The organism is Paenibacillus sp. NPDC101420 (assembly GCF_050277435.1).
Classification (GTDB): domain Bacteria; phylum Bacillota; class Bacilli; order Paenibacillales; family Paenibacillaceae; genus Paenibacillus_AQ.
The window spans coordinates 100,125-125,634 of the sequence record NZ_JBNNSE010000001.1 but is presented as its reverse complement, the minus strand read 5'-3'; the positions used below and the strand labels follow the sequence as shown (position 1 = coordinate 125,634).

Here is a 25,510-nt window from a genome sequence, read left to right as displayed (position 1 = left end):
TGTATTAAACAGGATTTTGTATAAGGAGGGGGACTCATGCACAAATCACTAAAGACATATGCTGTAGTTCTGCTCAGCGCAATGCTATTAAGCCAACCTTTTGCAAATAGCACATATGCAGCATCGGCAAGTGCTTCAGCTACAGCGGTATTCACGCTGGACAAACTTGGTACGATCGCTTTAAAAAACAATGTCAACGTGAAGCTAATTGATATGGATATTATTGAGCAACCGAGCGGCAATATACTTATATACACACTTAGTTATAGCAATGGTAGTAGCAATAGTGTAGCTCACGTTGATTATTTCTCAAGGGTTACTACAACTGGGGGGGCTGTCATACAAGGCAAACCTGTCACGAGAGATGTTACCAAAAAAAACATCCCTCCAAAGAGTAGCCAAATTGTAACTTATAATGTGAATATTGGACAGTCTACTAAATTGAACGGCACTAAAGTGACCCTATTGAAGTGGGATTTCAGTAGTCAGGATTATCAGAAAAAGCTAGGTGAATTCGCTATTCCGGCAAGTTATTCAGTTGTCGTTCCACAAGGCCAGAGCAGGAAGCTCACGATGGATAATCTGCTAGTAAACATCAAAGCGGAAAGTCTACAAAGGCTTAAAAGGAATGGAAAAGTATATATGAGAGTAGGCGTTAGTTTCACGAATTTGGGTAAAAAATTGCTAAGCGGCTCCACTTATATTGCTTACCTGAAATCAGCCGGTGGCTCGGTGTTCGAACTTAAGCAGGAGGATGCGAGAAGCAGTATCAATGTACAGTCCCAAGAGAAGAAGACGGTTTACTATCTAACAGAAGTCCCTTCCTATATGAAGACTGAACATATGATATTGCAATTTGCGCAAGAAGATGAAACTTTGAAAATAATGCTACCTGTTAAATCGTTTAAGCTTCCTGCATTAACAACTGTCGACTTTGCTGTGGCTAATTATGCTGTTAAGAAGATTTCAGTAAAGAATAATACGGTTGAAACGCAATTGAAGAGTGCTTCCGTATATTCGGAGAATGACTCCGCGAAATGGAATCTTCAATTCCGACTTAAGAATCTTGGGAATAAACCTATCACTCTACCTGCATACGAGCTTACGGTTAAAGCAGCTGAAGGACTTAGTATTCCAGTAGACTCAAAAGCACTTGCCAATTTAACATTGAAACCGCTTGAAGAGAAGATCGTCAGTCTCAGGGCGGATGTGCCATTAATACTTAATCAAGGTACATTAAAGTTAGAGTGGACGGAACCTGCTGTTGACGACAAAGTTATTTTCCCAACTGTGCTGTATAACATACCTTATGCACTAGAAAACAATAATCTGATAGGACAAGGGTATTCGGTCGAGAATAGCTACGGGAAATTCATGGTGAAACTTGGATCCTATCAGCGTTTGCCTTGGGATGATGGTGATCAAATCGTAACTACTATCAGCATCCGTAACACCGGCTTAACCTCAGTACAGCTACCTTCTTTAAAAGCTATAGTTAAAGCAGGAATGAGTGATCTTAGCAGTACAGCCCAGATCGTGACCACAAATACGCAATCGATGCTTGCTCCCAATGAAGCGACAGAGATCTATGTGATAGCGAGAGTTCCATATACTTATAGTTTCAATCAGCTAAAGATAGAGTTGCAAGATACCTCTGGAGATGAAGTCACGAAGTTTCTCTCTATGAATACAAATTCGCTAAATAATGTGATCAATACGATTGCTGCAGGTGAATCTTACCAAGTGAACTCGTTAGGCAGAAAAGCAAAAGTTCGCGAGCGTCGGACAACCACTTATAATGAAAACAGTTCTAGCTTGATCTATACGGAACTGGAAATGATTAACGAAGAACCACGTCAGTCGAAACAGGCACAGCTTGTGGCTTATTACAAAACACCTGACAACCAATTTTTCAAGGCGGTGGTTAGCCAATCGACAACTCCAACAAGCCCAAATGGTAAAAACCTAGTTACAATCTGGAGTAAACTTCCGCAAGGGGTGAATACGTCTGAGCTTCTGCTTTATATTGGGGAAGGGGTTGCTGACGGTAAGCTTACAGATTTAGGGGGAACATCCACTGGATTTATCAATAGTGTTAAATTAGCACTTACCCCAATGACAGCAATCTCACAGAATAATCTAACAAGTGTCGATCTATTCCCTTACAACCTTTCGGTTGCAAATGCAGTGGGTACGATTACTGAAGAGAAAGGTACATTAGATATTGTTATGAATTATAGCTTATTCGAAAAAGACGCTTTTGAAGCAGGTGCCTATGAGCATAAGCTAGTCTTAGAAATTATTGACCCTTACGGACAATCCATGGAGAAGACTTTGCAGCTGGGGTCTGATTTGCCAATGGGTAAGAATAAATCATACTCAACCTCATTTAATAGTAACTTCCACAAAATATTAAGGGGAGGCAGCGTTCGTATAAATCTATATGATGAGTTTCAGGGTCATAGGATGTTGCTAGGGAGTCAGTCTTACCCGTTAAATTACGTTTCATCAGAACAGAGAACACCTAAAAACACTGGCAATTAAAATTGTAGTGAGCTGGGTTAAGAACCAAGTCAAATGTGTTGGCATAATTGCCAGCACTTTTTTTATTTCTCGCCTATACTTATGAACTTTTTATGGAAATTCCTTCAATGTATGTTCTTTACATTGACTGTTCTCAGTCTTTTCGTTAAGATTACCTCTGCGCTTCAATGCCAAAAAGCAAAAAAGCTTAAAAGTGCGGAAGCGTTCGATCATTATTTTTATACCCAATACAATGTTAAGGAGCATTATTTTCATGGAACGACAGCTTAGTTTCTCAAAAAGCATGATCATCATCGTTTTTATTTTAGCACTTCTATTTGTATCTATCTTTCTATTGAAAGCGGAGCCGCATCTACCGCTTCTCGTAACTACAATAGGCACGGCCGTCTTACTAGGAATGTTTGGTTTCTCTTGGAAGAAGATCGAATCAGCAATTATTCAAGGGATACAAACGGCCATAATGCCAATTCTTATCCTCATGCTGATTGGAATTCTGATCGCTGTGTGGATGATGAGCGGTACAGTACCATCGCTTTTATATTATGGTATGGATTATATTAATCCGAATTATTTTGCGGTGAGCGCATTATATGTCACGATCATCGTCTCGATGTTCACTGGAAGCTCCTTCACGACAGTTAGCACCATCGGCGTTGCTTTAATGGGAATTGCAGTAACTACGGGGATTTCCCCAACTTTGGCTGCTGGAGCAATTATCAGTGGGGCTTGTTTTGGTGATAAAATGTCGCCACTTTCCGATACAACGAATTTTGCACCTGCAGTAGCGGGTATATCCTTGTTTACACATATTCGTAATATGGCATACACTACGGTGCCAGCGCTTGTTATCACCACTCTCTTTTTTCTGTTCGCTCCAAAGGGGAATTCGATCGACTTATCCTCGATTAAAGACATTAAGCTTGCGTTACAAGATGGATTCCATATTCATTGGTTAACGCTGCTATCTCCGCTAGCTGTCATCGCTTGTTCGATCAAGCGGATACCGATCCTGCCTACGTTAGTTGTTGGTATTGTCAGTGGTCTTCTTGTGACGGCTTTGATTCAGCAGCAGACTGAAATCGATGTCTGGTTTAGTGTAATGCAGAGTGGATATAACAGTAATATCGCGAATGAAATGGTTGCATCTATCGTCAACCGCGGAGGAATGCAATCGATGATGTGGTCTGTATCTCTAATCTTAATTGCCTTATCCTTAGGTGGTTTGATTCAGCATTGCGGTGTCATTGAGGCCTTTTTCCGTAAACTCATTCAACCGCTCAAGCGTAAAAGCAGCATTGTACTGATGAGCGGAGCGTCATCCATTGCGGTAAATGGCATGACGGGTGAACAGTATCTTTCGATTCTTTTGCCAGGTCAAATGTTCAAAGATGAATATAATCGCCGTGGCATTCCAGCGAAGACACTGTCCCGTACGCTAGAAGATTGCGGCACTCTCGTTAATCCATTAATTCCATGGGGTGTCAGTGGAGCCTTCTTCGCAGTGACTCTGGGTGTGCCCGTGATAGAATATGTGCCTTATGCAACTTTCTTATGGTTAAGTCCATTCATCACGTTTGCTTACGCGTTGATCCCTAGATTACAAAGGAACTCATTGGGTAAAGATTAAGAAACCTCAAGATAATGGACACCTAATGCATTGATTCAACGTATATAAAGAATACTATGCGTTGAGTCAATGTGATCAAGCTAGTGATCTAAGCTTAAAAAGTGGTCAATTTATCGGAGGTAATAACAGTGAGTCGCAGTAAGTTACAGGATAGAATCAGATTAGCTAATGTCGAAACTAAGCACGCAGAACAATTTAATAATCTATTACGTTATGTATTTCAAGTGACCAATCGTGATCTGCAAATCTTTGGCTGGGAGAATCGTGAAATCACTCAGGCTAAGTTGCCAGTTCTTAAGTATGCTGATGTTGTAGGTTGGTTTGATGGAGACAAGCTCATCTCTCAGTTAGCCGTATACCCATTTCAGGTTAATATTTTTGGGCATATCTATGAGATGGGTGGACTAACGGGTGTTGGAACCTATCCCGAATATGCCAATTTAGGTTTAATGAATAAACTGATGCTTCATGCTTTAACTAAAATGCGGGATCGTAAACAATCGATATCTTATCTTTATCCGTATTCAATCCCTTATTATAGAAGAAAAGGCTGGGAAATCATCACTGATAAAATCTCATTTGAAGTGCCGGATACCCAGTTGCCAAAAATGAGAAATGTCCCAGGAAATGTGGAACGTGTATCCATTGAACATCCAGATATCAAAGTGATTTATGATCAGTTTGCCGTGCAGCATCATGGGGCAATGATTCGTAATGAGTTAGCTTGGGAAGAATATTTGCGGTGGGATTTAGATGATATGACGGTAGGTATTTATTACAATAACAACGATGAACCCATGGGGTACTTGTTGTATTGGGTCGCCGAAGAAATATTTTATATCAAAGAGATGGTATATATTGTTGAAGAGGCTCGAACGGGCTTATGGAATTTTATTAGTGCGCACTTTTCAATGATTAAGCTGGTTAAAGGGGATATTTATAAAGGAGAACCGTTGTCATTCATATTAGATGATGGGGATATCAAGGAAACGATTGCTCCATACTTTATGGCACGGATTGTAGATGTCCGTTTATTTATTGAACAGTATCCTTTTAAACGGCAGGACAAAGACTGTGAGCTCATTTTTAACTTAAGCGATCCGATGCTGGAATGGAATCGAGGGACATTTTCATTAACTGTAGATAAAGAAGGGAAGGGGACCCTACGAGAAGGGGGATTAAATCCTTCACTTACGATTGATATTCCTACCTTAACAACCATGTTAATGGGCTATAAGCGGCCAACCTACCTAGCTCGCATCGGACGTATTCAGACGGATGAAGCGACGATTCATTTGCTGGAAGGACTGATTAGACCAGAGCATCCTTATTTCTCTGATTATTTTTAAAATATATGAACCTTTGAAGCATGCTCTAATGAGTGTGCTTTTTTGCTCTTTTTATAGTAGAATAGTCTCTCAGCAACACAATATGATATGAGGTGTAAGAATGGCAATTAATTTTACTAAACCAATGATCACTAAATTACAACAAGAAATTACCGAGCTCGAAAACAAAATCAAGAGCACACAGAACAAAAAAGAAAAATCTAAATTTAAAATTAATCAATTAGAACAGGATATGAAATTTAGCAAGTCTCACACAGATTTGAGCAGTAAAATGTCACGAATCAAAAAGCTGAATGATGAGATAAAAACCTTAAATCGTATGCAAGCTGATCTGTCAAAAGAATTAACCGCAAAGAAAAACTCGCTAAAGAAACTCCAAGTGAACGAAACCGCACCTGTTACGAATGATCCAGCAAAAGGATAAATTGATTATAGTTTATAGCATAAACGCTTACCGTCCTTATAAGGACGCCGAAGGCGTTTATGCTTGTTTTATCGGCTCATCCGTTTCTCCTCGTAGCAATGAAATCTCATGCTTATAGGGCGGGTTAACATATTTCTTTTCACCGATGGAGGGGGTCTCCAGGAGCTTGGGAATGGTTGTTAGCTGTGGATGGTGGACTACATATCGAAGCGCCTGAAGGCCGATATATCCATGTCCGATATTTTCGTGCCTGTCTTTTCGCGAGCCGATGATATTCTTTGAATCATTTACGTGAATGACTTTTAGGCGCTCTATTCCAATTATGCGATCAAATTGATCCAATATGCCATCAAAATCTTCCTTCACATTATAACCAGCATCGTGGATATGGCAAGTGTCCAGACAAATAGACAGGCGCTCGTTATTAGTAACTCCATCAATGATCGCTGCTAATTCCTCAAATGTAATTCCGCATTCACTATCTTTTCCCGCCATGGTCTCTAATGAAACCTGAACATTTCGTTTATCGGACAGCACTTCGTTCAAGCCTTCTACAATTCGAGAAATTCCGGCCTGTGGACCCGCACCCACATGGGAACCGGGATGCAGGACAATTTGTGTAGAGCCTAAAGCTTCCGTTCTAATAATCTCTGATTGAAGAAACTCAATACTATGTTCAAAGACCTGAGCGGATAGCGTATTCCCTAAGTTAACAATAAATGGAGCATGTACAACGATATTTAAAATGCCGTTATCTCTCATGTGAGCTTGTCCAGCTTCAACATTCAAAGCTTCAATGGGCTTACGGCGAGTATTATGAGGAGCTCCGGTATATATTAGGAAGGTGGTCGCTCCATAAGATGCTGCCTCTTCACTAGCTCGAAGGAGCATTTTTGGTCCAGTCATGGATACATGTGACCCAAGGAGTAAAGTCATCTGGTGTAACACTTCCTTTCTTCAGAGAAGAGATCAGTATTTAGTCACTATAGGCCTATTAATATTTGTAAATCGACCTATTTGTATGTATTCAAGCTTAGGTATAGGTTGTCTCGTCCGAATATCTCCTAGGGGAGACAACCTTATCAACCCAAAATGATCGCTATTCAGTGGCGGTAATCGTCTCGCCTTGGATTGGATTCAATCCGTTCTCCCACCTAACAGGGATTGAACGAGAGTTGAACAAATCTACTCCGTCAGAAATCTGGAAATGCAAATGGGGCTCACTAGAGTTGCCTGAGTTACCTGTCAGTCCAATGACATCGCCTTTTTTAACTATATCGCCCGCCTTAACTGTAATCGAGCCTTTCTTTAGATGAGCTAGATGGCTGTATTCACCACCGTGGTCGATGATCACGTTATTGCCGGTTGCCTGGTTTGGATTCATGACACCGACAGGTTCATTATCTTTAATATCATTCACAACCGATACGATTGTACCATCCGCAGGGGCGAGAATTTTTTCGCCAAAGGCATAATAGCTTTTGTTTTTTAGCGGATCCCCTTTATAAGAATAGTTATTCTTGGCTTTGATGAAATCATAAGCGTATCGCTGGATCTCTACTTCATAATGATAATTTACGAGAATATTCTTTCCGCCCCAAAATACAAACCAGTCACCTTCGAAAGGTAATGCGTATTCATGCTTGCTAAGTTTCGAGTCGGTTTCAGGGGAGGATGTCAGTTTTTGAATCTGGATTAATGAAATGGTTCCATCCGGATCAAACATTCCGATAAGCCCTTTATTACCTGCATCACTTACCCAAGTACGACGATCAAATCCATTAAGCTGCATATCAGAAGCTTGGTTCAGTGTCTGGATATCCTTAGTGAATTCCTTAGCGGTCTCAGCTAATTCAGTTTCACTAACCTCATCTTTCAAAGGCTGACTAAAGTGGGCGTACATTTCTTTATAGTTCCCTTTAAGCAGAAAATTTGGCAGATCATCAGGCAGGAACATTGTTTCGTTTGATTCTACAGCTGAACTGGATGTTTGCTCCACTTTCGCATTATTGTTCATATCCGTTTTTCCTCCTCCACAAGCTGTTAATAGCAAGGCAAGTGATCCTATTGCCAAAACTGTTTTTGCTGACATTCCCGGTATGCTGATTATTTTTTTAGAGCTTTTTTTCAAGAATATCGCCTCCCATTAGTCAAATTATAGCAAATGAGTCTTAGCTCTTCTGAAACACAGTATTAATACGATCTTAACTTTTGGTGTAGTAGACGAATACGAATTAAGCTTCTGTTAAGGTAAGTGCGATTGATAGCGTCAAGAATCATGCTATGATGATAAAAACAAGGGCTATTTGGAAAGGGAATTTCACAATGAATGAAGCATCGATTTTACTTGTAGATGATGAACAATCGCTTTTGGAGATTATGGAGACTGTATTACGCAAAGAGGGTTATTTAAATATTGATACTGCGGTGACGGGTGAAGAAGCGATAAGCGCCTGCGAAGCCAAAAAATATGATTTGATTGTATTGGATGTGATGTTGCCAGGGCGCAGTGGAATTGAAATCTGTCCTTTTATCCGGCAGACGACGGACGCACCTATCCTGTTTCTTACGGCTCGAACCTCTGATTTTGATAAGCTGACCGGATTTGCTATAGGTGGAGATGATTATATCACTAAACCCTTTAATCCACTTGAAGTTGTCGCTCGAATAAGAGCGCAGTTGCGGCGGTACTTAAGTTCACCTGCTCCATCAGATACTGATAAGATCACAGCGACAGTTCACAGCAAATCTGCGAACGTTTACGATTACGGGAGATTTAAACTGGATGAGACGGCAGGGGAGCTGCTGGTTGAGGGTGAGTCGGTCTCTTGTCCGGCACTTGTATTCCAATTGCTGCTGTTCTTATGTAAACATCCCAATCAAATATTCAGCAAAAGTGAATTATATGAAAAGGTTTGGGGTGAAGAAGCCTTAAGTGATGATAATACGGTCATGGTGCATATTCATCGTATAAGAGAGCGTATAGAAGCAGACCCATCCGATCCGAAGTTTATTGTTAATGTTAGAGGTCTTGGGTACAAACTGGTTAAAGTAGAACGTCAAGAGTTGTCTGCGCCATGAATATTAAGCGCCGGTTAACGTTAAAGTTTGTTCTTCAGCTCGCAATTACGGGCATGGTAGTACTCGCTATTTCTGCCATAACATTTACTTGGATTTTGCTGCGGTTTCTTGATATTAGTCTCTCGCGTGATTTTGCCAATGTGGGTCTTGAACAATTGGTAGAATCTTCTAAGATTGATAAGGATGGCATACATTTTTCTCCGAGTTTACTGGAGCAAGTGAAGAAAAATAATGGCTGGCTACAAAGTCTAAATGAAGATGGGCAAGTTGAGAGTGCCTATAATACACCTAAAGATGTACCCATTCAATATGGCCCTGGCGAAGTAGTTGCTTATTGGACGGGCACTCAGCCGTTTCCTTATAATCTGGCACTATGGATTCAAGAAAAGGATGGTAAACAGCTCGCACTGGTGTATGGTGCGCCTAATGTATTAGGTCCACTATTAAAGAAAGTGAGTGAGGGGACATTCGCTGCTGCGAAAGGGGAGCCAGTACTTCCTGATGAACTTGAAAAAGAAATTAAATCGGCCCAAGCTTTTGTTCAACTTATAGATTCATCAGGCAATGAAGTGGTTTCTTATAATAGACCTAATGTGATACCCACTCAGTACTCCGTTCAAGAGCTTGCACTTCGCACCCTGTACAGTGAACGATATGGGTACCATGTTCTTTCTTCTTTTGATAAGGACTCAGGTCGTACTTGGATCGTGGGAGAACCCAATATTAAAGGGACAGATCCAGGCAAAAAAATGTGGGTACCAGAAGAAGTTAAAGTCGTGATCATCGGTTCATTTGCCATGCTTATCGCTTTATTGATCGCGTTTGTGTTGCTTTCCTTATGGCAAGCACATCGTTTTGGTGCGCCAATGCTGCATATGCTCGTATGGCTCGATTCCATCGGAAATGCCATTTATACAGAGCCAACGGATCGTAAAGGACTTCGTCGCAGTCGAACACCCGCCTTAAAATGGAGGAGAAGGTACCGTGTTTTTGCTGATGTGATGGTTTCAATTGAGAAATTATCGGCAACCTTGAAGAGAGATCAAGTCATGCGGGAGGAGACGGAGAGCTTACGCGAAGAATGGATCGCTGGTGTTACTCATGATTTGAAAACCCCATTATCCTCAATCACAGGATATGCTCATTTACTGGCAGAACCAAAATACGATTGGTCGAAAGAGGAAGTCCGTAAGTTTACAACGACTATGCTAGATAAATCGGCCCATATGGACATGCTGATCAGTGATCTTGCAATGACCTATCGTCTAAAGTCAGGAATTAAACCACCTGAGACGATGGAAGTTGAATTGAACACTTGGCTGCAACAAGCTCTCGAACAAGCTGCTGCCAATCCTGCCTACGGGAAGCAGCGAATAGTATTTCTACCTGCACAAACCGAAGTTAGAGCTCAATTGTATACGCCATGGCTAGAGAGGGTTGTCAACAATTTAACTGCGAATGTGCTGCTCCACAACCCACCGGATACGAAGTTGACCGTTTCGCTTATTCATAAAGAAAGGGAGACCGGATTTATCATTCAATTTGCTGATGACGGCGATGGAATGGATGAAGAAACAATGATTCGGCTATTTGAACGATATTATCGAGGAACGGATACAGCGTCTACCTCCAACGGTTCTGGGCTCGGTATGGCGATTTCTAAAGGTCTGATCGAATGTATGGGTGGCCAGATTACTGTAGAAAGTCACATAGGTAAGGGAACGGTTATTAAATTAATATGGAGCTGATATATTCATTCGAGCCCTCGCTGTATTCCAACTGGATACCGCGAGGGTTGTTTGTATTTATTAGGTTGAGTAAAGGCTATAAAAATAAAGGAGTTGACATCTTTTTTTAATGTAACTACAATAGTTACAGGTAAACAATTATTAAGAGGATAAAATTTATCATAATTTGAGGAGGATTTTAAAATGAAAATAGCAATAACAGGAGCAACAGGTCAATTCGGATCATTAGTGATAGAGTCTCTACTTAAAACTGTACCCGCAGGGGACCTTGTAGTTAGTGTCCGGAATCCAGATAAAGCAAGTAATCTTAAAGCGCGTGGTGTGGAAGTCCGTCATGGTGACTTTGATAAGCCGGAAACATTGGATGTTGCGTTTGCCGGTGTGGATCGACTGCTAATTGTATCTTCAGATGGAGATAACGAGACTCGGATTCGCCAACATAAGGCAGCTATTGATGCAGCCGCTAAAGCTGGTGTTGGATTCATTGCCTATACAAGTGTAGGACATGCAGAGAAGAGTGAGCTGTTCCTTGCTGAAGTACACCGTGTAACCGAGGAAGCCATTCGAGCTACCGGAATTCCTTACAGTTTCCTTCGCAACAACTGGTACATGGAGAACGAGGTTGGGTCTATCCAAGGCGCCGTAGCAGGTGCCCAATGGGTAACTTCTGCTGGTAGTGGTAAAGTTGGCTGGGCAGCACGAGGAGATTATGCAGAAGCTGCTGCTAATGTTCTAGCTGGGGAAGGACATGAGAATTCTGTCTATGAATTGTCTGGCAAGCCTTTAACACAAGAAGAATTGACTGGAATTATAAGTGGCGTAATTGGTAAAGAAATTAAAGTGCTGCAAGTTGACGACGAAGCTTATGCGAAAATCATGGCTGAGGTTGGTGTACCAGAAGCTGCTCTGCCATTCGTTGTTGCGATTCAACGTGGTATTCGCGAAGGATGGCTGGATATTGAAAGTGGCGATCTAGAGAAAGTACTGAATCGTCCAGTCACTCCGTTAGCGGATGTTATCAGTGATCTTGTAAATAGTCTGCAAGCTTAAATAATATATCAAGATTCAAGGCTTCTTCTCGGTGAATAACCAGAAGGGGTCTTTTTTTGTGCATCTTTAACATCAATGATAAGGTTTCGTGAAGTAATAATAATGATATAATAGGAAACATATGTGAACTATTGGTGTAATGAAAATGATTGAATCGAAGAGAAGGGGATGAATATCAATGAGGACAAAAATTTGGATGGCTTCTGGTGCAGTAGTTGTAGTTGCTTTAGGGGCTGTTTTATTTGTGGGGGGGAACGATAAAAAATCACCCGCAGCAACCGATACATCTAACGTTAAACAATTAGTGCAGGAATATAGTTCAAGCAGCATGAAAGACCTCTCTGCTTCCATCACTTCAGAGCAGCTTATTGTGACCGACAGCAACAATCAATCAACCAAATATGACTTACCCAAAGATGAGTTTTTTGTTTCCATCGCACCATATGTTAAGAATACACACCCGTGTGCAACACATAGCTTGACCGGATGCCAAGGGGAATTAACAGAACAAGAGTTTAATGTATATGTCGAGGACACTGCGGGCAACGTGATTGTGGATCAAACTATGAAGTCCCAATCTAACGGATTCATTGATCTTTGGTTACCTCGCGATAAGAAATATAATGTAACGATTGAACAGGATGGTGTAAAAGCGAAAGCCGCACTTTCCACTTTTAAGAGTGATAATACATGTGTAACGACCATGCAATTAGTAGAGAGTATCTAAACACCAGAGACAGCGAAGTCACTACTTCCTCTGAAAATTCCATATCGGACCTGCCATTTAATTTATGGGAGGTTTTTTTATGTATCTGTAAGAATAAGAAGGTTCTAAGGTAAAGTTTAATTATAGTTATTTTCCACCTCCTGGAAATGATATAATCTGATGGATATCAAGTGTCGACCTTTTATAGGGAGTGTTCTTTGAAGAAGGGTATCGTCGAAAAACTCACGGGTGATTCTCTATGATAAACTTTAGTTGGTACTTCATTTTTGAGAGGAGATAGAGGAATGGATAAAGATCTGATCATCGGGGATGTTTTGCAGGAGTTAGCTGGTACGCGTCGTATGCTGGAGAAGCTGACGCAGGAACATATGACATGGAAACCACACGAAAAGTCAATGAGTCTCGGTGGGCTATCCACACATCTCGTCAATCTGTTAAACTGGCAATCAGCTATTCTTCTTCACTCGGAGTTTGATTTGGCATCTGTGCCATATCGTCGAGAAGCGCTGGAGAGCCCCGCCGCGGTTCTTCAAGAGTTCGATATGAGCGCTCGCAAGATTGAAGAATTAATTTCTCAAAGCAATGTGGAGACGCTTGGTGCGGAGTGGACACTGCGTAATGGCACAGCGGTGATCCGCCGTCAGACACGGGCAGTAGCGCTTCGTACCATCGGATTAAATCATATGATTCACCACCGGGCACAGCTTGGGGTATACTTTCGCCTTCTTAATATACCAGTGCCGGGCTTGTATGGTCCCTCGGCAGATGAATTAGCGAACGCCTAATAAATGAATTTCTTAATGAGTTAAGGATCGGAAAGTTGAAAAAAACAAATCGGCATGATAACATGGATACAAATTGATGATCGGAGTTGAAAAGTATAGTGTAGTAATTATTCTTGCGACACATGATGAATAAAACAACAAAAACGGTTTATTTCGTTTGTTTTATTTTTTGTATGCAAGAAAGTTACTACTTCTTTTCACTCGAACAATATATCCTTATCTAACTCCATTTGGGGCTAGATTTGCTGTATTTATTTGAGTCACAAGAAAGTAACTTTCTTGTGGCTTTTATTTTTTTCATACAGGAGGATACTTATATGTCATTAATAAATGTTACAAATTTAACCTTTGCCTATGAAGGCAGTTACGATAACATCTTTGAGAATGTAAACTTTCAAATCGATACTGATTGGAAATTAGGCTTTACCGGAAGAAACGGTAGAGGAAAGACCACCTTTCTGAGTTTATTGCTTGGAAAATATGAATACAGCGGAAATATTTCTGCACATGTCACTTTTGAATATTTTCCTTTTCAGGTGGATAACAAGGCGCTTAATACCATTGATGTGATCAGCGGGATTTTTCCGGATTATATTCATTGGAAATTAATGCGTGAACTTTCATTATTAAAGGTTTCTGAAGATGTGTTATATCGGCCCTTTGACTCATTGTCTAACGGAGAGCAGACGAAAGTGCTGTTAGCCACTCTCTTCATTAAGGAAAATAGCTTCCTATTGATCGATGAACCTACCAATCATTTAGACATGACGGCAAGAAAGCTGGTCAGTGATTATCTCAATACGAAAAGTGGATATATTCTGGTCTCTCATGACAGATCTTTTCTTGATAATTGTGTAGACCATATTTTGTCTATAAATAAGACGAATATAGAAATTCAAAAAGGAAATTTTTCAAGCTGGTGGGAGAACAAAGTCAGACAAGATAACTTTGAGCTGGCAGAGGACGAGAAACTCAGAAGAGATATTAAACGCTTATCTGCTTCTTCTAAACGGACAGGCAACTGGTCACATGAAGTGGAAAAAACAAAAAACGGAACGAGAAATTCCGGCTCAAAGGTCGATAAAGGCTACATTGGACACAAGGCCGCTAAAATGATGAAACGCTCTAAAGCCATTGAGCAAAGACAAAATTCTGCGATCAACGAAAAGTCTAAGCTTCTTAAAAACATCGAAAATTCTGAGAATCTAGAGATTACACAGCTTGACTATCACAAACGTCAACTTGCTGAGCTAGACAATATTTCGATTTTTTACGGTGAAAAAAAGGTATGTTCTGACGTAAGCTTCACTATCGAGCAGGGTGAGCGTATTGCTCTGGCGGGTAAAAACGGCTCAGGTAAATCAAGTATCATCAAATTGATGTGTGGTGAGGATATAGATTTCACAGGCACTCTCACAAAGGATAATCAGCTTATCATTTCCTACGTATCCCAAGACACTTCTAATCTTCAGGGGAATTTAACGGATTATGCCAGAGACAACGGAATCGATGAAAGTCTGTTTAAATCTATTCTACGAAAGCTTGATTTTTCTAGAATCCAATTTGATAAAGACATATCCACTTACAGTGGTGGTCAAAAGAAAAAAGTACTGATTGCCAAAAGTCTTAGTGAGAAAGCTCATTTGTACATTTGGGATGAACCGCTTAATTTTATTGATGTCATTTCACGTATGCAAATTGAAGAGCTGTTGCTTGAATACACGCCAACTCTTGTTTTTGTGGAGCATGATCGGGAATTTTGCAACAATGTTGCTACGAAGATCGTTGAACTTTAATTAAAATGAAGAAATGGGGGAAGTCGACAGAGTTTATCTGTCGGCTTTTTTGTATTATTTTACAAACGCTGCACATTTATAAAAGCAATTTAATATCCCCCTATAAAAGTTATGGATTACCTCCGTGCAATCCTAACTCGTGTCGAGTACTATGAAATTAAAGACTATAATCTCCAAAAGAAACAGTTGTACATCCAAGTGAATCAGGAGGGAGATCAGATGCTTAGTGTACTTATAGTGGATGATGAATATGAGATTCGTGAAGGATTGCGGAATCGCTTTCATTGGGAGGATTACAATATTACAGAGGTTCTTGTTGCGGATGATGGTGATGTGGCCTTACGTACGGCACTTGAGATCAGGCCCGCTCTGATTATTACAGATATCAAGATGAACCGCATGTCTGGTCTGGAATTCCTTAGAACCTTATCTGCGGAAGAGGACTATAAGCCTGAGAAGATTATTGTAAGTGGTTATGATGATTTTGAACTTGTCAAGCAGGCCATGAAAATAGGGGTATGCGATTATATTTTGAAACCAATTAATTTGGATGAACTAGGTCAAATGGTGGATAAATCGATAGAGAACATCAATAAAAAGAAGTTGGATCATCGTAACCGGCAGATGCTTAAGAATCAAGCGGTCTTCGCCATCTCCAAAATGCGCGAGGAATTATTAAAGGAAATGATTGAGCAGGTTTATGATCCTAATCTTGAAATGCGTAGATACCACCGTCTTCAAACATTGGAGCTTGAATGGATGCTAAAGGAGCCTACGATGTTGATTGTCGTTGAGGCTGATAATTTAAAAGCGATAGAGAATAAGAATCCGCATGAGAAGGAACTGATTCTATTCGGGATCAGTAATGTGTTACATCAGACGCTTGAAGAGGAATACGCCCATCCTTCTGCTCTCTATAAGGACCGTTATAACCGCTGGATTATCGTGCTTGGAAGTCTTTCTCATGAGCAGACGGATGTCGCACAGGGCATGGCACAGCTTTTCATTCAAAGAATCAATGATTTTGTCAAAATCACTGCTAGTGCAGGAATGCTGACTAAACCGGGCAATACAAGAAACTTGCACCATATGTATATTGAGGCTGTGAGCGTAATGGAGCAAAAGGCGGTTTATGGGGGCAACAGATTATTCACTGAGCAAGGGCTATTTTACGACGGGGAGAGTGATAACTTGTCACTTCAGAACCCGGATGAAATGCTTGATTTAGTTCGATATGGTTCGGATGAAGATATAACAAGAGCGATGGATACCTTTATCGAGATGATACAGTCGTGGCAGCTTACACAACTTAGGGATATCCAGCAGAAAATTTTTGAATGGCTGTTCGAAGTGTTCCGGCGAGGAGCGGAGGGAACCGTCCTTAAGAGTTGGAAAAATAATCCGATCGCAGTTTGGGAGCTGTTGGAGCAATACGATACACTGCAGGCGCTTCGTGAACAAACAGAGGTCTTTCTGCATGAGATTGCTGCCGACTTTCGAAAGCTTTCGCATACACCTAGCCAAATTGTTAGCGAAGCTGAGAAGATCTTACACCGTGATTATGCTGAAAGCCTAACGCTGCAAATTGTAGCTTCTGCGGTTCACGTAACTCCGGTTTGGCTTAGTAAGTTATTTAAGAAAGAACTGCATATGACCTTTCTTGAATACTTAACAGATATTCGCATTAAAAAGGCAAAAGAAATGCTATACGATGTGCAGTTTAAAATTTATCAAATCTCCTATCAGGTCGGCTACAAAGACCCGGTGCATTTCTCAAAGCTTTTCAAGAAACAGGTAGGCTGCACCCCTAAGGATTTCAGAAGACAGCTTGGAATTGCTGAAGAATAAAGAATCCAGGTTGCTCAGGTTCGGAAGAACCTGGCACCCTGGATCTATGCAAGTATTTATAGTGGCGTGATTCCTATAGTTACAATCACAGCCTTACATACAGGAATCGGCTGTGTCTGAACCTCGGAGGTCATTTCTTCCATGATATTACTGTGGTATAGCAGGGAGTTTTCGCTGGTATTAATACTCAGATTAGAAGGCGTGTAAGCAAGATTGTACCAGCGTGCCATTAAATCTCCATTATCTTCATTGATTTTTAAACTGGAAAAGGCCATTTCTTTACCATCCCATGCCAGAAAACTGTGCACAGGAGGAAGTGTTCCTTCATGAATACCGGTCTGAGCAGTGGTGACGGGAACAGCATAACGATAGGCTTCACGGTAGGCCGCGAAGCGGTTGTCACCTCCGCCATGTGGGATAAGGCTCCACTCTGCTACATTAACGCCAAGGCACTGAGCATCAGGGGTATGAAAGACGCCCCAGTCGCCAAGTTCTCCTATGGAACGAAGGAGTGTTAGGGCGATTGTACCTTCATCATCCTGCAACACCTCGTACTCATTAAGACCTTTACCGGCTGCGGTCAAGCCGCGTCCATCGGCATGTACATCCACGAACGCCTGCATATGCTGACAGTTGCTTGGGTTCTCCCATTCCGGTGCAGGTATGGTTTTGCGCTCAGCGACTTCAAAGACGGAATCTGCGTAATGAAGCGCCGTCTTAATGCCAGTTGGCAGCAGAACACGTAGACGGTGATCCTTGGCGGTGTTGTCGATTCGAGTATTAACTTGCAATGCATGGCCTTCACGCTCCAGACTGATTCGAGTCACAATATTTAGTTGGACAAGCTGCTGTGACCGGACCGACTTTCGCTTACGGAACTCAACCATGGTTTCTACTTCCTGCTGTAACTGTTCATCTGCTGAGGCTGGAACTTCTAAGGTGTGTCTGATTTCAAAAGCAGCTCTGTAAGGGGTATTCTCCGTTAGGTGAATCTCAGCAGGGATACCGCGTGTAGTTATGGCTACATCACCCTCGGGTTGTTTGAAAATGTATTCATTACCTATGTCACCGACATCCTCGTATACACCAAGACCGCTGTACAACTCATCGCTGCTTTTGTCGAACATAGAAAAGCTGCCGTCTTGTGCCACTATGACTCGAATAAATTCATTCTCCATAGTGAAGTCATCGGTAATCAGTGTGTCACTTGAAGATTTCGATATCGCTGTGTCCATTGCGGGAATCCAAGCAAAAGTTGCCAGTCCTAGGGCAGGAAGCGATTTTGCCTCAAAGGTTAGCCGTAATGCATGCGCCATATATGTCTGTCTAAATCTATCGTTTGGCAGCTCGTAACCGAAGCGTACCCCCAGATCTTCAACAGTGCAGTCTAATCGATCACCTTGGGAATTGACAAGGTAGCCCTCGCCATGCGTTCTGTCAGAGACTTGCTTGAACACGGCACTTGGGTCTTCACTTTGAATGAAGAAACGATGAGACCACTCAATTTCACAGGTCACAACGCTGCTGCTAGAATAGCCGCTAGTATTATAAACTACGAACGCAGTGGCGTCTTCTCCAAATTGTGCGAAGATAGAGGTATCGACCTTAGCACTAATGAATCTGGCGCTGTCAGTTATGAGGGCTGATCCGACCTCCATGCTTTTTGCAAACCGAGTCTTCATCTCATGGTAGACTTCATCTAAACTGCAGCCGCAAATACTGTCATGCGGATGGTTCTGCATAAGCGTCTTCCAGGCATATTGCATTAGACCGTGCGGATAAGCTTTGCCTAATCCATGTGCGATAGCGGCTAGCGGTTCAGCTATTTTTTCTAGAAGAGTTTGGTTCTGTTGATTGAGCTGCTTGATGTATACCCTCGCTGAAGCAGTATTTACTAGTGAGTACCAGCCGTCTGTATGTTGCCCGCGCAGCTCCCCTGTAGTAAGGGTTAGGTCATCGGGAAGCTCATTTTTAACGGCTTTTACATAATCATCATAGTTAGAATGAATGAAATCACAGTCTGGATATAATTCACGCGCAACACGTAAAGCTTCAGAAAGATCGGTTTGGATGGGCTGGTGATCACATCCATTCATAAGCAGTAAATGTCGGGTGGAAGCATATTGTCTGGTACGTGCAAGGCGATGGTCCCAGTAGCTTTTAGCAGTATCAGGATCAACAGGAATTTCCATGCCATTGTTGTACCAATTCGCAAAGAGAATACCGAGCACTTTGGAGCCGTCAGGAGATTGCCAGATCAGCTCAGAGTAAGGAGATTCCTGATCAGAGGCATCTACCACGCGATTGTTGAACCCAGTAGCTTTCACACCCCTGCCGAAGATGGCTGTATCGATTCCAGCTTGCTGAAGAATCTGTGCAGCTTGGCCCATATTGCCAAAAGAATCCGGGAAATAGCCGATCTTAGAGATGGGACCGAATGTCCTTGCATCACGATGTCCGATTTGCAGATTGCGAACATTAGCTTCACCGCTTGTCAGAAATTCGTCTTGAAGAATATACCACGGCCCAAGAGAGAGCTTGCCAGCATCGCATAATCTCTGGATGATTTCACGCTTCTCAGGATAAACCTGCAAATAATCTTCCACTACTATGGTTTGTCCATCTAGATAAAAGCTCTTAAAATCCGGGTCGGATTCAAACGTCTCAATCAAAGAATTTATAGTTTCGATAAGCTTAACGTGATGGGCTTCATAGGGCATATACCATTCTCTATCCCAGTGAGTATGAGAGATGACATGTACAACGGTTTTACTAGCTCCAGTCAATACGATTCCTCTTTTCCATAAGATGATGAATGCTACAGCCTAATTATATAAAATGCATTTTTTGCCACAATGAGTGGATCGCAAATTATTGCGGGGATTATTGTCGACATGTAAGGATTGGGGGAATTGTTATGAATCGTTTCACTCTGCGTCTGGGCGCATCGTTAAGGAACCGTATCATATTGGTATTTTTTATGATTATTATTGTGCCTTTTCTCATCTTTGCTTACTTTGCGCATATTAAGTCTATTGAAGGCATCACGAATACGAACACTAAGATCTCACTGAGCTACCTTCAGCAAGCAGCTAAAAATTTTGAGATTTATCTTAATACACTTAATGATCAGGTCAACACTCTTATCGGCAATAAACGTGTGCAAGATCTACTGATTGATCCGCCCGCCAATCCTGTTGAAGAAGAGGATTTTACTGTAAATCTACTTACAGTGCTCTATCAGGCCACTCCACAAATCGATGCTTTCCGAGTGCGAGTATATCCAATAAATCCTTCGCTGTATCCTTCTTATATGAATACATTGGGAGAAGCGGCGAATATAACTTCAGAGGAATGGTTTACGCGGTCACAAGGGACTGTAGGTCCAATGTGGGAGTTATTTATGCCACAGCAAGGCAAATATGGACGCCCTCTGCTAGGATATATTAAGCGTTTCTCAGGACTCTATGACCGTAAGCCCCGAGGTATGGTCGTTACAGAAGTTTCAGAGGATCATTTGAAGCGTTACTTCTCACCCACTGAGCAATTGAAGAATCAGAAGCTGCTACTCATGAATCGTGACGGTACTATTTATTATGACTCATCATCCAATGAATGGGCCGGTGCACGATTTCCTTCGAATTCGTTCATTACCCATCTTCAAAAAAATCCGGCGGGCTCACAAACGATCAAGATTGATGGACACAAGTATCTTACTACTTATGTCAGCTTAGACAGTGAGCCTTGGGCGATTGTCAGTCTGACGTTATTGAAGGAACTGACTGGAACAAGTGATGAAATGACACGTCTGCTAATCATCTTTCTGTTTATTTATCTCGTCTGCTGCTTTGCCGTTGTTTTTTACATTACGGTGTATTTCACCCAGCCTATCGCACGTCTGGTAAGGCTTATGCGGAGAATGGAGGAGGGCAATTTCCAGACAGAAGCGTTGACTTCGCCAAGAACAGATGAAGTAGGCTGGTTGTATCGAGGCGTCGGAAGTCTTGTCCAGCGGATTGACGTTTTGATCCAGGAAGCTTGGCGTTCCGAGCGGAAGAAGAAGGCTCTAGAGTTTCAGGTGCTTAGCCACCAGATTAACCCACATTTTCTCTATAATACGCTTGAATCTATTCGGTGGAAGGCAGAAAACCATGGCCGCAGCGACATTAGTGAAATGGTATCTGCACTGGGAAATCTACTTCGGCTCAGTCTGAATCAAGGGAAGGAGATCACCACGCTGCGGCGTGAGATTGAGCAAGTTAAAGCTTATGTGCTGATCGAACAGGCCCGAATGGGCAAAACAATCCGGATTTTATATTCCATAGATGAAGATTTGCTGGATTTTCCATTCCTTCGCCTGCTGCTACAACCTCTAGTAGAAAATGCAATCCAACATAGTGTACGGAGTGACTTCGAGAAGGGGAAGATCATTGTGTCCGCTAGACGTGAAAAGGAAGATATGATCATCGAGATTGCAGATAATGGAAAAGGCATTCCACAAAGTATCATTGACGAGCTGGATTATGAAGATCCTGAGGAGGAAATGTATACAACTACTCGGAGAGGTGTGGGCTTGCGCAATGTGAACGACCGTCTGAAGCTGTATTTTGGGTCTGACTATAAGCTACAGATTCAGATCGGAGTACCAGGAGGGACCCGTATTTTATTGCGACACCCTATGAAGGTAGACGAAGAATTGTCCAAAACAGGTGAAGCCCATTAATGGCCTGACTCAATCAAATCGTTAAAAGTCTTATAAAGTAGCGATTCTCGCATCTAAGAGAATCGCTACTTTTATTTTTACACAGGAAATTGGATATCTCGTGATCAGGATAAAAATGAATCAACAAAGTGCAAGATTGACTCATAGTAAGTGCACATTCACTCTTTTACAATTAATTTATCCAAACAGCGAAAGGGAAATCGATATGAAACTAAACGGAGTGTTCAAGGAACTGTACAAAAATCGCACCTTGCTGCTCATGTTTTTACCCGTCGGGGTACTGTTCTTGCTCTTTAACTATCTACCGCTGGCTGGTCTTGTAATCGCCTTCAAGAATTTTGATTTCTCCAAAGGGATTTTTGGAAGTGATTGGATGGACCCACTGTTCAGCAACTTTGACTATGTATTCTCTTCTCCGGTGGCATTCCGGGCCATCCGCAACACGATCCTATTAAATGCTCTCTTTATAGCAATAGGGCTCGTTTTTGAAGTTGGGTTTGCTCTCCTATTGAATGAAATGCGCAATAAGTATTTCAAACGAATTACGCAATCCTTGACCTTTTTACCGTTCTTTATCTCATGGATTGTTGTAGGTGTATTCGCTTATAATCTGATGAACTATGAGAACGGAGCGATAAATCGCTTCCTAGAGTACCTAAATCTTCAACCGATTGACTTCTATAGTAGGGCCGAGCTGTGGCCGGCAATCTTAACCATTGCTGCCCGCTGGAAAATCACTGGCTATGGCACAATTATCTATTTGGCCGCGTTAACCTCTATTGACAGTTCCTATTATGAAGCTGCTTCCATTGATGGAGCATCTAGATGGCAGCAGATCAGGTACATCAGTATTCCTATGCTGCGGCCAACGATTATCATACTGACGCTACTAGCAGTAGGTAGAATTATGAATGCTGATTTTGGGATGTTCTACGCCATGGTAGGTGACGCTTCTCTACTCTTTCCAACCACAGATGTTATTGACACCTTTGTCTATCGAAGCCTGCGTAAATCTGGTGATATTGGAATGGCTTCCGCTGCGGGCTTTCTACAGTCCTTTGTTGCCTTCTTCTTAGTCCTTGGGAGTAATTATGCGGCACGCAAAATCGACAAAGACTCAGCGATATTCTAAAGCCAAGCTCATCTAACTTTAAGGAGGTCATCCCACACGATGTCAGCAAGAAAATTCTCTTTCAGCCAGTTTCTAATCGCTCTGGTTATCGGCCTATTCAGTCTGGCCTGCCTGTTCCCGTTCCTCATGGTGATCTCAGGCTCGCTTAGTACGGAAAAAGATATTATGCAGTACGGCTATTCTATTTGGCCGAAGACGATAACGTTTGATTCCTATCGTATTTTGCTTCTTGGCTCTAATCGAATCTTTGAAGCGTACGGAGTCAGCACATTCGTCACTGTTGTCGGAACTATTTTGTCGCTCTTCTTAACGAGCATGGGCGCTTATGTAATGGCAAGACGTTCTTTTAAATATAGGAATATTCTTTCTATCTTTGTCATCATCACCATGCTCTTCAGTGGGGGATTGGTTCCCTGGTATATCGTTATCGTCAGATACCTGCATTTGAAAGATACGATTTGGGCGCTTATTCTTCCATCGCTGGGGAATGCCTTCAATATGTTTCTAATTCGAAACTTTATGCTCTCTATTCCAGAGGATCTGCATGAATCGGCCAAAATGGACGGTGCAGGTGAATTCAGAATCTATTCTAGGCTGATCATGCCACTGGCTCTACCAGTTCTAGCGACTGTTGGCTTGTTCGTAGCACTCGGGTATTGGAACGACTGGTTCCTCGGGTTAATGTTCGTCGATAAGCAAGAGCTTCAACCACTGCAACTCCTTCTGCGTACATTGATCTCTAATGTCGATTTCTTGAAGAACTCTGGAAATGCGGCAGCGATGCAGCGGATTTCAGCTCAGATTCCTTCCGAGTCTATCAAAATGGCGCTAACAGTTATAACCATTGGACCTATTATTTTCTTGTATCCATTCCTGCAACGTTATTTCGTTAAAGGTCTTATGGTTGGAGCAGTTAAAGGTTAACTATGTCGACTTAAGTCGTATAGTATAAATTAAAGGTAAAAGGGGAGATTAGGATGCGCAAACGCATGGGTAGATTTCAGATCGTCCTGATAGCAATGCTAATGCTAGGACTGATTATGTCCGCATGTAGCTCGAGTGGCGGAAATACTTCGTCCAATGAAACGAATCAAAACAAGGGCAACACCGGTTCTAGTACAGAGCCTGCGAAAGGTGAAGATGAAGTTACACTCAAATTCTATTTTGGTGGGGACAAAAAGGCGGCCACGGACGAGGTTTGGTCCAAAATTAGTGATTACGTAAAATCCAAAGGCCTAAACGTTAAGTTCTCCGTAAATTTCATACCATTTGGCGACTTCAAGGAAAAAATGCTCGTGATGGCTGCATCCGGGGATAACTGGGATATGAACTTTGATGGAGATTGGCTCTCCTATAAACAAATGGCTGCAAAAGGTTCCTACATGGCCTTAAATGATCTGCTCCCGAAATATGCGCCTAATCTTGAGAAGAAATATGTAGAACAAGGAACGTTAGGAGCTGCAACGGTTAACGGACAAATCGTAGGACTTCCATGGACAATGAAAATGAATGAACGTAAATTTGCAGGATGGCGTTCAGATCTGGCTGAAAAAGCAGGCATTAACATCGCTCCGGATTCTATTCAAACGATTGAAGATGTCGACAATCTGCTTCGTGAGCTGAAAAAAGCTTATCCGAACGAGAAGCTTTCCCGTACTACACCACTATCTTTGTATTATATCCGCGATGAATGGGTAGATCTCAACTTCCATGGTTTAGGCTTCTATCTGAGTGATCCGAAAATTACTATTCAATCTGTTGAACAACAGCCTTTCTTCCTCGAAGCTTCTCTTTTGGCAAAGAAATGGTATGACGACAAACTGATCAACAGAGATGCCATGATTGATAAAGAAGGAGCAGAAGATCAGTGGAGAAACGGTAAATTGCTCTTTACTGTAACATCACATGAATGGGCTTATGCTGATCCAGGCTTCTCTGATGCTTCCTATAAACAAGGGATGTCGCTCATGTATCCAGACAAAAAGTATGTCAACCGTACAGCACTTGCTAACGTTGTAGCCATCAATGTAAACTCCAAGAATCCAGATCGGGTACTACGTTTCCTCGATATGGTGGAGACTGACCAAACACTATATGATCTGTTGCAATACGGTATCGAAGGTAAAACCTATGTCCTTAATGGTGAAGCTGCGGATTATCCGGAAGGCATGCAGTCTTCTACGAGTAATTACATGGAGTGGGGTGGACAATGGGCGTTCTGGAAACCTCAATACATGCGTCCAACAACAACTTATGCTAAAGATTTTTGGGTGAAAGAAGCCGATTTTGCTAATCAGCCGTACAATGTGAATTCTCCGATTGACGGTCTGTTTATTGCTGAAGATGCTATGAAGAATGAACTGGCTAAACGCGATCAAGCCACCGATGAGATCAGCAGACCGATTGAATACGGTATGGTGAAGGATGTTAACAAAGCTGTAGCCGATTATGTGGAGACTCAAAAGAAAAACGGACTTGATAAAATTATTACTGAAACTCAGAAACAAATAGACGCTTATCTTGCTGCCAAAAAATAAGCTACGGAGTTACTGCAGGGAAGTGGCACCAATCTGAATTCAGAAGGCATGCTGAAACGTGCGAAGACCGCAGTCCTACTGTATCGGATTTATAATTTGAAGTGATTATCATAAGGGTTTTTGATTAATAAAAAGGCGT

18 protein-coding genes are annotated in these 25,510 nt (G+C 41.8%); 15 read left to right on the top strand and 3 right to left on the bottom strand.

What is annotated here, in order from left to right; genetic code table 11:
* Positions 1 to 36 precede the first annotated feature (36 nt).
* From ACQKMP_RS00410 to ACQKMP_RS00395, 4 genes are all read left to right on the top strand, one after another.
* The gene (locus ACQKMP_RS00410) at positions 37 to 2,544 is read left to right on the top strand and encodes a hypothetical protein (protein ID WP_427468615.1); all 2,508 of its coding nucleotides are present in this window, start codon (positions 37 to 39) and stop codon (positions 2,542 to 2,544) included.
* 253 nt (positions 2,545 to 2,797) lie between these two features.
* The gene (gene nhaC, locus ACQKMP_RS00405) at positions 2,798 to 4,171 is read left to right on the top strand and encodes a Na+/H+ antiporter NhaC (RefSeq protein WP_427468614.1); all 1,374 of its coding nucleotides are present in this window, start codon (positions 2,798 to 2,800) and stop codon (positions 4,169 to 4,171) included.
* 128 nt (positions 4,172 to 4,299) lie between these two features.
* Positions 4,300 to 5,520 (top strand): GNAT family N-acetyltransferase, encoded by a 1,221-nt coding sequence (locus ACQKMP_RS00400; RefSeq protein ID WP_149644492.1) that lies wholly within the window; start codon positions 4,300 to 4,302, stop codon positions 5,518 to 5,520.
* 100 nt (positions 5,521 to 5,620) lie between these two features.
* Positions 5,621 to 5,944, top strand: coding sequence for a hypothetical protein (locus ACQKMP_RS00395; RefSeq protein ID WP_042188099.1), 324 nt, complete (start codon positions 5,621 to 5,623; stop codon positions 5,942 to 5,944).
* Positions 5,945 to 6,001: 57 nt separating this feature from the next.
* Here the strand turns inward: ACQKMP_RS00395 and ACQKMP_RS00390 are convergent, their stop codons facing one another.
* On the bottom strand, positions 6,002 to 6,880 hold the full coding sequence (locus ACQKMP_RS00390; protein WP_427468613.1) for a deoxyribonuclease IV: 879 nt from the start codon (positions 6,878 to 6,880) through the stop codon (positions 6,002 to 6,004).
* A 163-nt stretch (positions 6,881 to 7,043) separates the two neighbouring features.
* Positions 7,044 to 7,961: a M23 family metallopeptidase gene (locus tag ACQKMP_RS00385; protein ID WP_427468612.1), complete on the bottom strand. Its 918-nt coding sequence runs from the start codon at positions 7,959 to 7,961 to the stop codon at positions 7,044 to 7,046.
* Positions 7,962 to 8,269: 308 nt separating this feature from the next.
* Here ACQKMP_RS00385 and ACQKMP_RS00380 point away from each other — a divergent pair, with 308 nt between their 5' ends.
* The 7 genes from ACQKMP_RS00380 to ACQKMP_RS00350 all read left to right on the top strand — a co-directional run bounded on the left by ACQKMP_RS00380 (position 8,270) and on the right by ACQKMP_RS00350 (position 16,979).
* Positions 8,270 to 9,025: a response regulator transcription factor gene (locus ACQKMP_RS00380; RefSeq protein WP_042188104.1), complete on the top strand. Its 756-nt coding sequence runs from the start codon at positions 8,270 to 8,272 to the stop codon at positions 9,023 to 9,025.
* On the top strand, positions 9,022 to 10,773 hold the full coding sequence (locus ACQKMP_RS00375; RefSeq protein ID WP_427468611.1) for a sensor histidine kinase: 1,752 nt from the start codon (positions 9,022 to 9,024) through the stop codon (positions 10,771 to 10,773). Before ACQKMP_RS00380 ends, ACQKMP_RS00375 begins: the two co-directional genes overlap by 4 nt.
* 183 nt (positions 10,774 to 10,956) lie before the next feature.
* Complete coding sequence (locus ACQKMP_RS00370) at positions 10,957 to 11,823, top strand: SDR family oxidoreductase (RefSeq protein WP_427468610.1); 867 nt, start codon at positions 10,957 to 10,959, stop codon at positions 11,821 to 11,823.
* A 178-nt stretch (positions 11,824 to 12,001) separates the two neighbouring features.
* The gene (locus ACQKMP_RS00365; RefSeq protein ID WP_042188111.1) at positions 12,002 to 12,550 is read left to right on the top strand and encodes a CueP family metal-binding protein; all 549 of its coding nucleotides are present in this window, start codon (positions 12,002 to 12,004) and stop codon (positions 12,548 to 12,550) included.
* 284 nt (positions 12,551 to 12,834) lie between these two features.
* Positions 12,835 to 13,335, top strand: coding sequence for a DinB family protein (locus tag ACQKMP_RS00360; RefSeq protein WP_042188113.1), 501 nt, complete (start codon positions 12,835 to 12,837; stop codon positions 13,333 to 13,335).
* Positions 13,336 to 13,652: 317 nt separating this feature from the next.
* A complete protein-coding gene (locus tag ACQKMP_RS00355; protein ID WP_042188115.1) occupies positions 13,653 to 15,131 on the top strand; it encodes an Lsa family ABC-F type ribosomal protection protein in 1,479 nt (492 codons plus the stop codon).
* Positions 15,132 to 15,350: 219 nt separating this feature from the next.
* Positions 15,351 to 16,979, top strand: coding sequence for a response regulator transcription factor (locus ACQKMP_RS00350; RefSeq protein WP_427468609.1), 1,629 nt, complete (start codon positions 15,351 to 15,353; stop codon positions 16,977 to 16,979).
* A gap of 56 nt (positions 16,980 to 17,035) precedes the next feature.
* Here ACQKMP_RS00350 and ACQKMP_RS00345 read toward each other — a convergent pair whose 3' ends face one another.
* A complete protein-coding gene (locus tag ACQKMP_RS00345) occupies positions 17,036 to 19,765 on the bottom strand; it encodes an alpha-mannosidase (RefSeq protein ID WP_427468608.1) in 2,730 nt (909 codons plus the stop codon).
* Positions 19,766 to 19,896: 131 nt separating this feature from the next.
* Here ACQKMP_RS00345 and ACQKMP_RS00340 point away from each other — a divergent pair, with 131 nt between their 5' ends.
* From ACQKMP_RS00340 to ACQKMP_RS00325, 4 genes are all read left to right on the top strand, one after another.
* Entirely contained in the window at positions 19,897 to 21,702 is a 1,806-nt protein-coding gene (locus tag ACQKMP_RS00340) for a cache domain-containing sensor histidine kinase (RefSeq protein ID WP_427468607.1), read from the top strand.
* Between the two features lie 205 nt (positions 21,703 to 21,907).
* Positions 21,908 to 22,834, top strand: a complete 927-nt coding sequence (locus tag ACQKMP_RS00335) for an ABC transporter permease (RefSeq protein WP_042188121.1) — start codon at positions 21,908 to 21,910, stop codon at positions 22,832 to 22,834.
* Positions 22,835 to 22,873: 39 nt separating this feature from the next.
* Positions 22,874 to 23,758, top strand: a complete 885-nt coding sequence (locus tag ACQKMP_RS00330) for a carbohydrate ABC transporter permease (protein ID WP_042188123.1) — start codon at positions 22,874 to 22,876, stop codon at positions 23,756 to 23,758.
* Positions 23,759 to 23,811: 53 nt separating this feature from the next.
* Entirely contained in the window at positions 23,812 to 25,371 is a 1,560-nt protein-coding gene (locus tag ACQKMP_RS00325; protein WP_076299033.1) for an extracellular solute-binding protein, read from the top strand.
* Positions 25,372 to 25,510 lie beyond the last annotated feature (139 nt).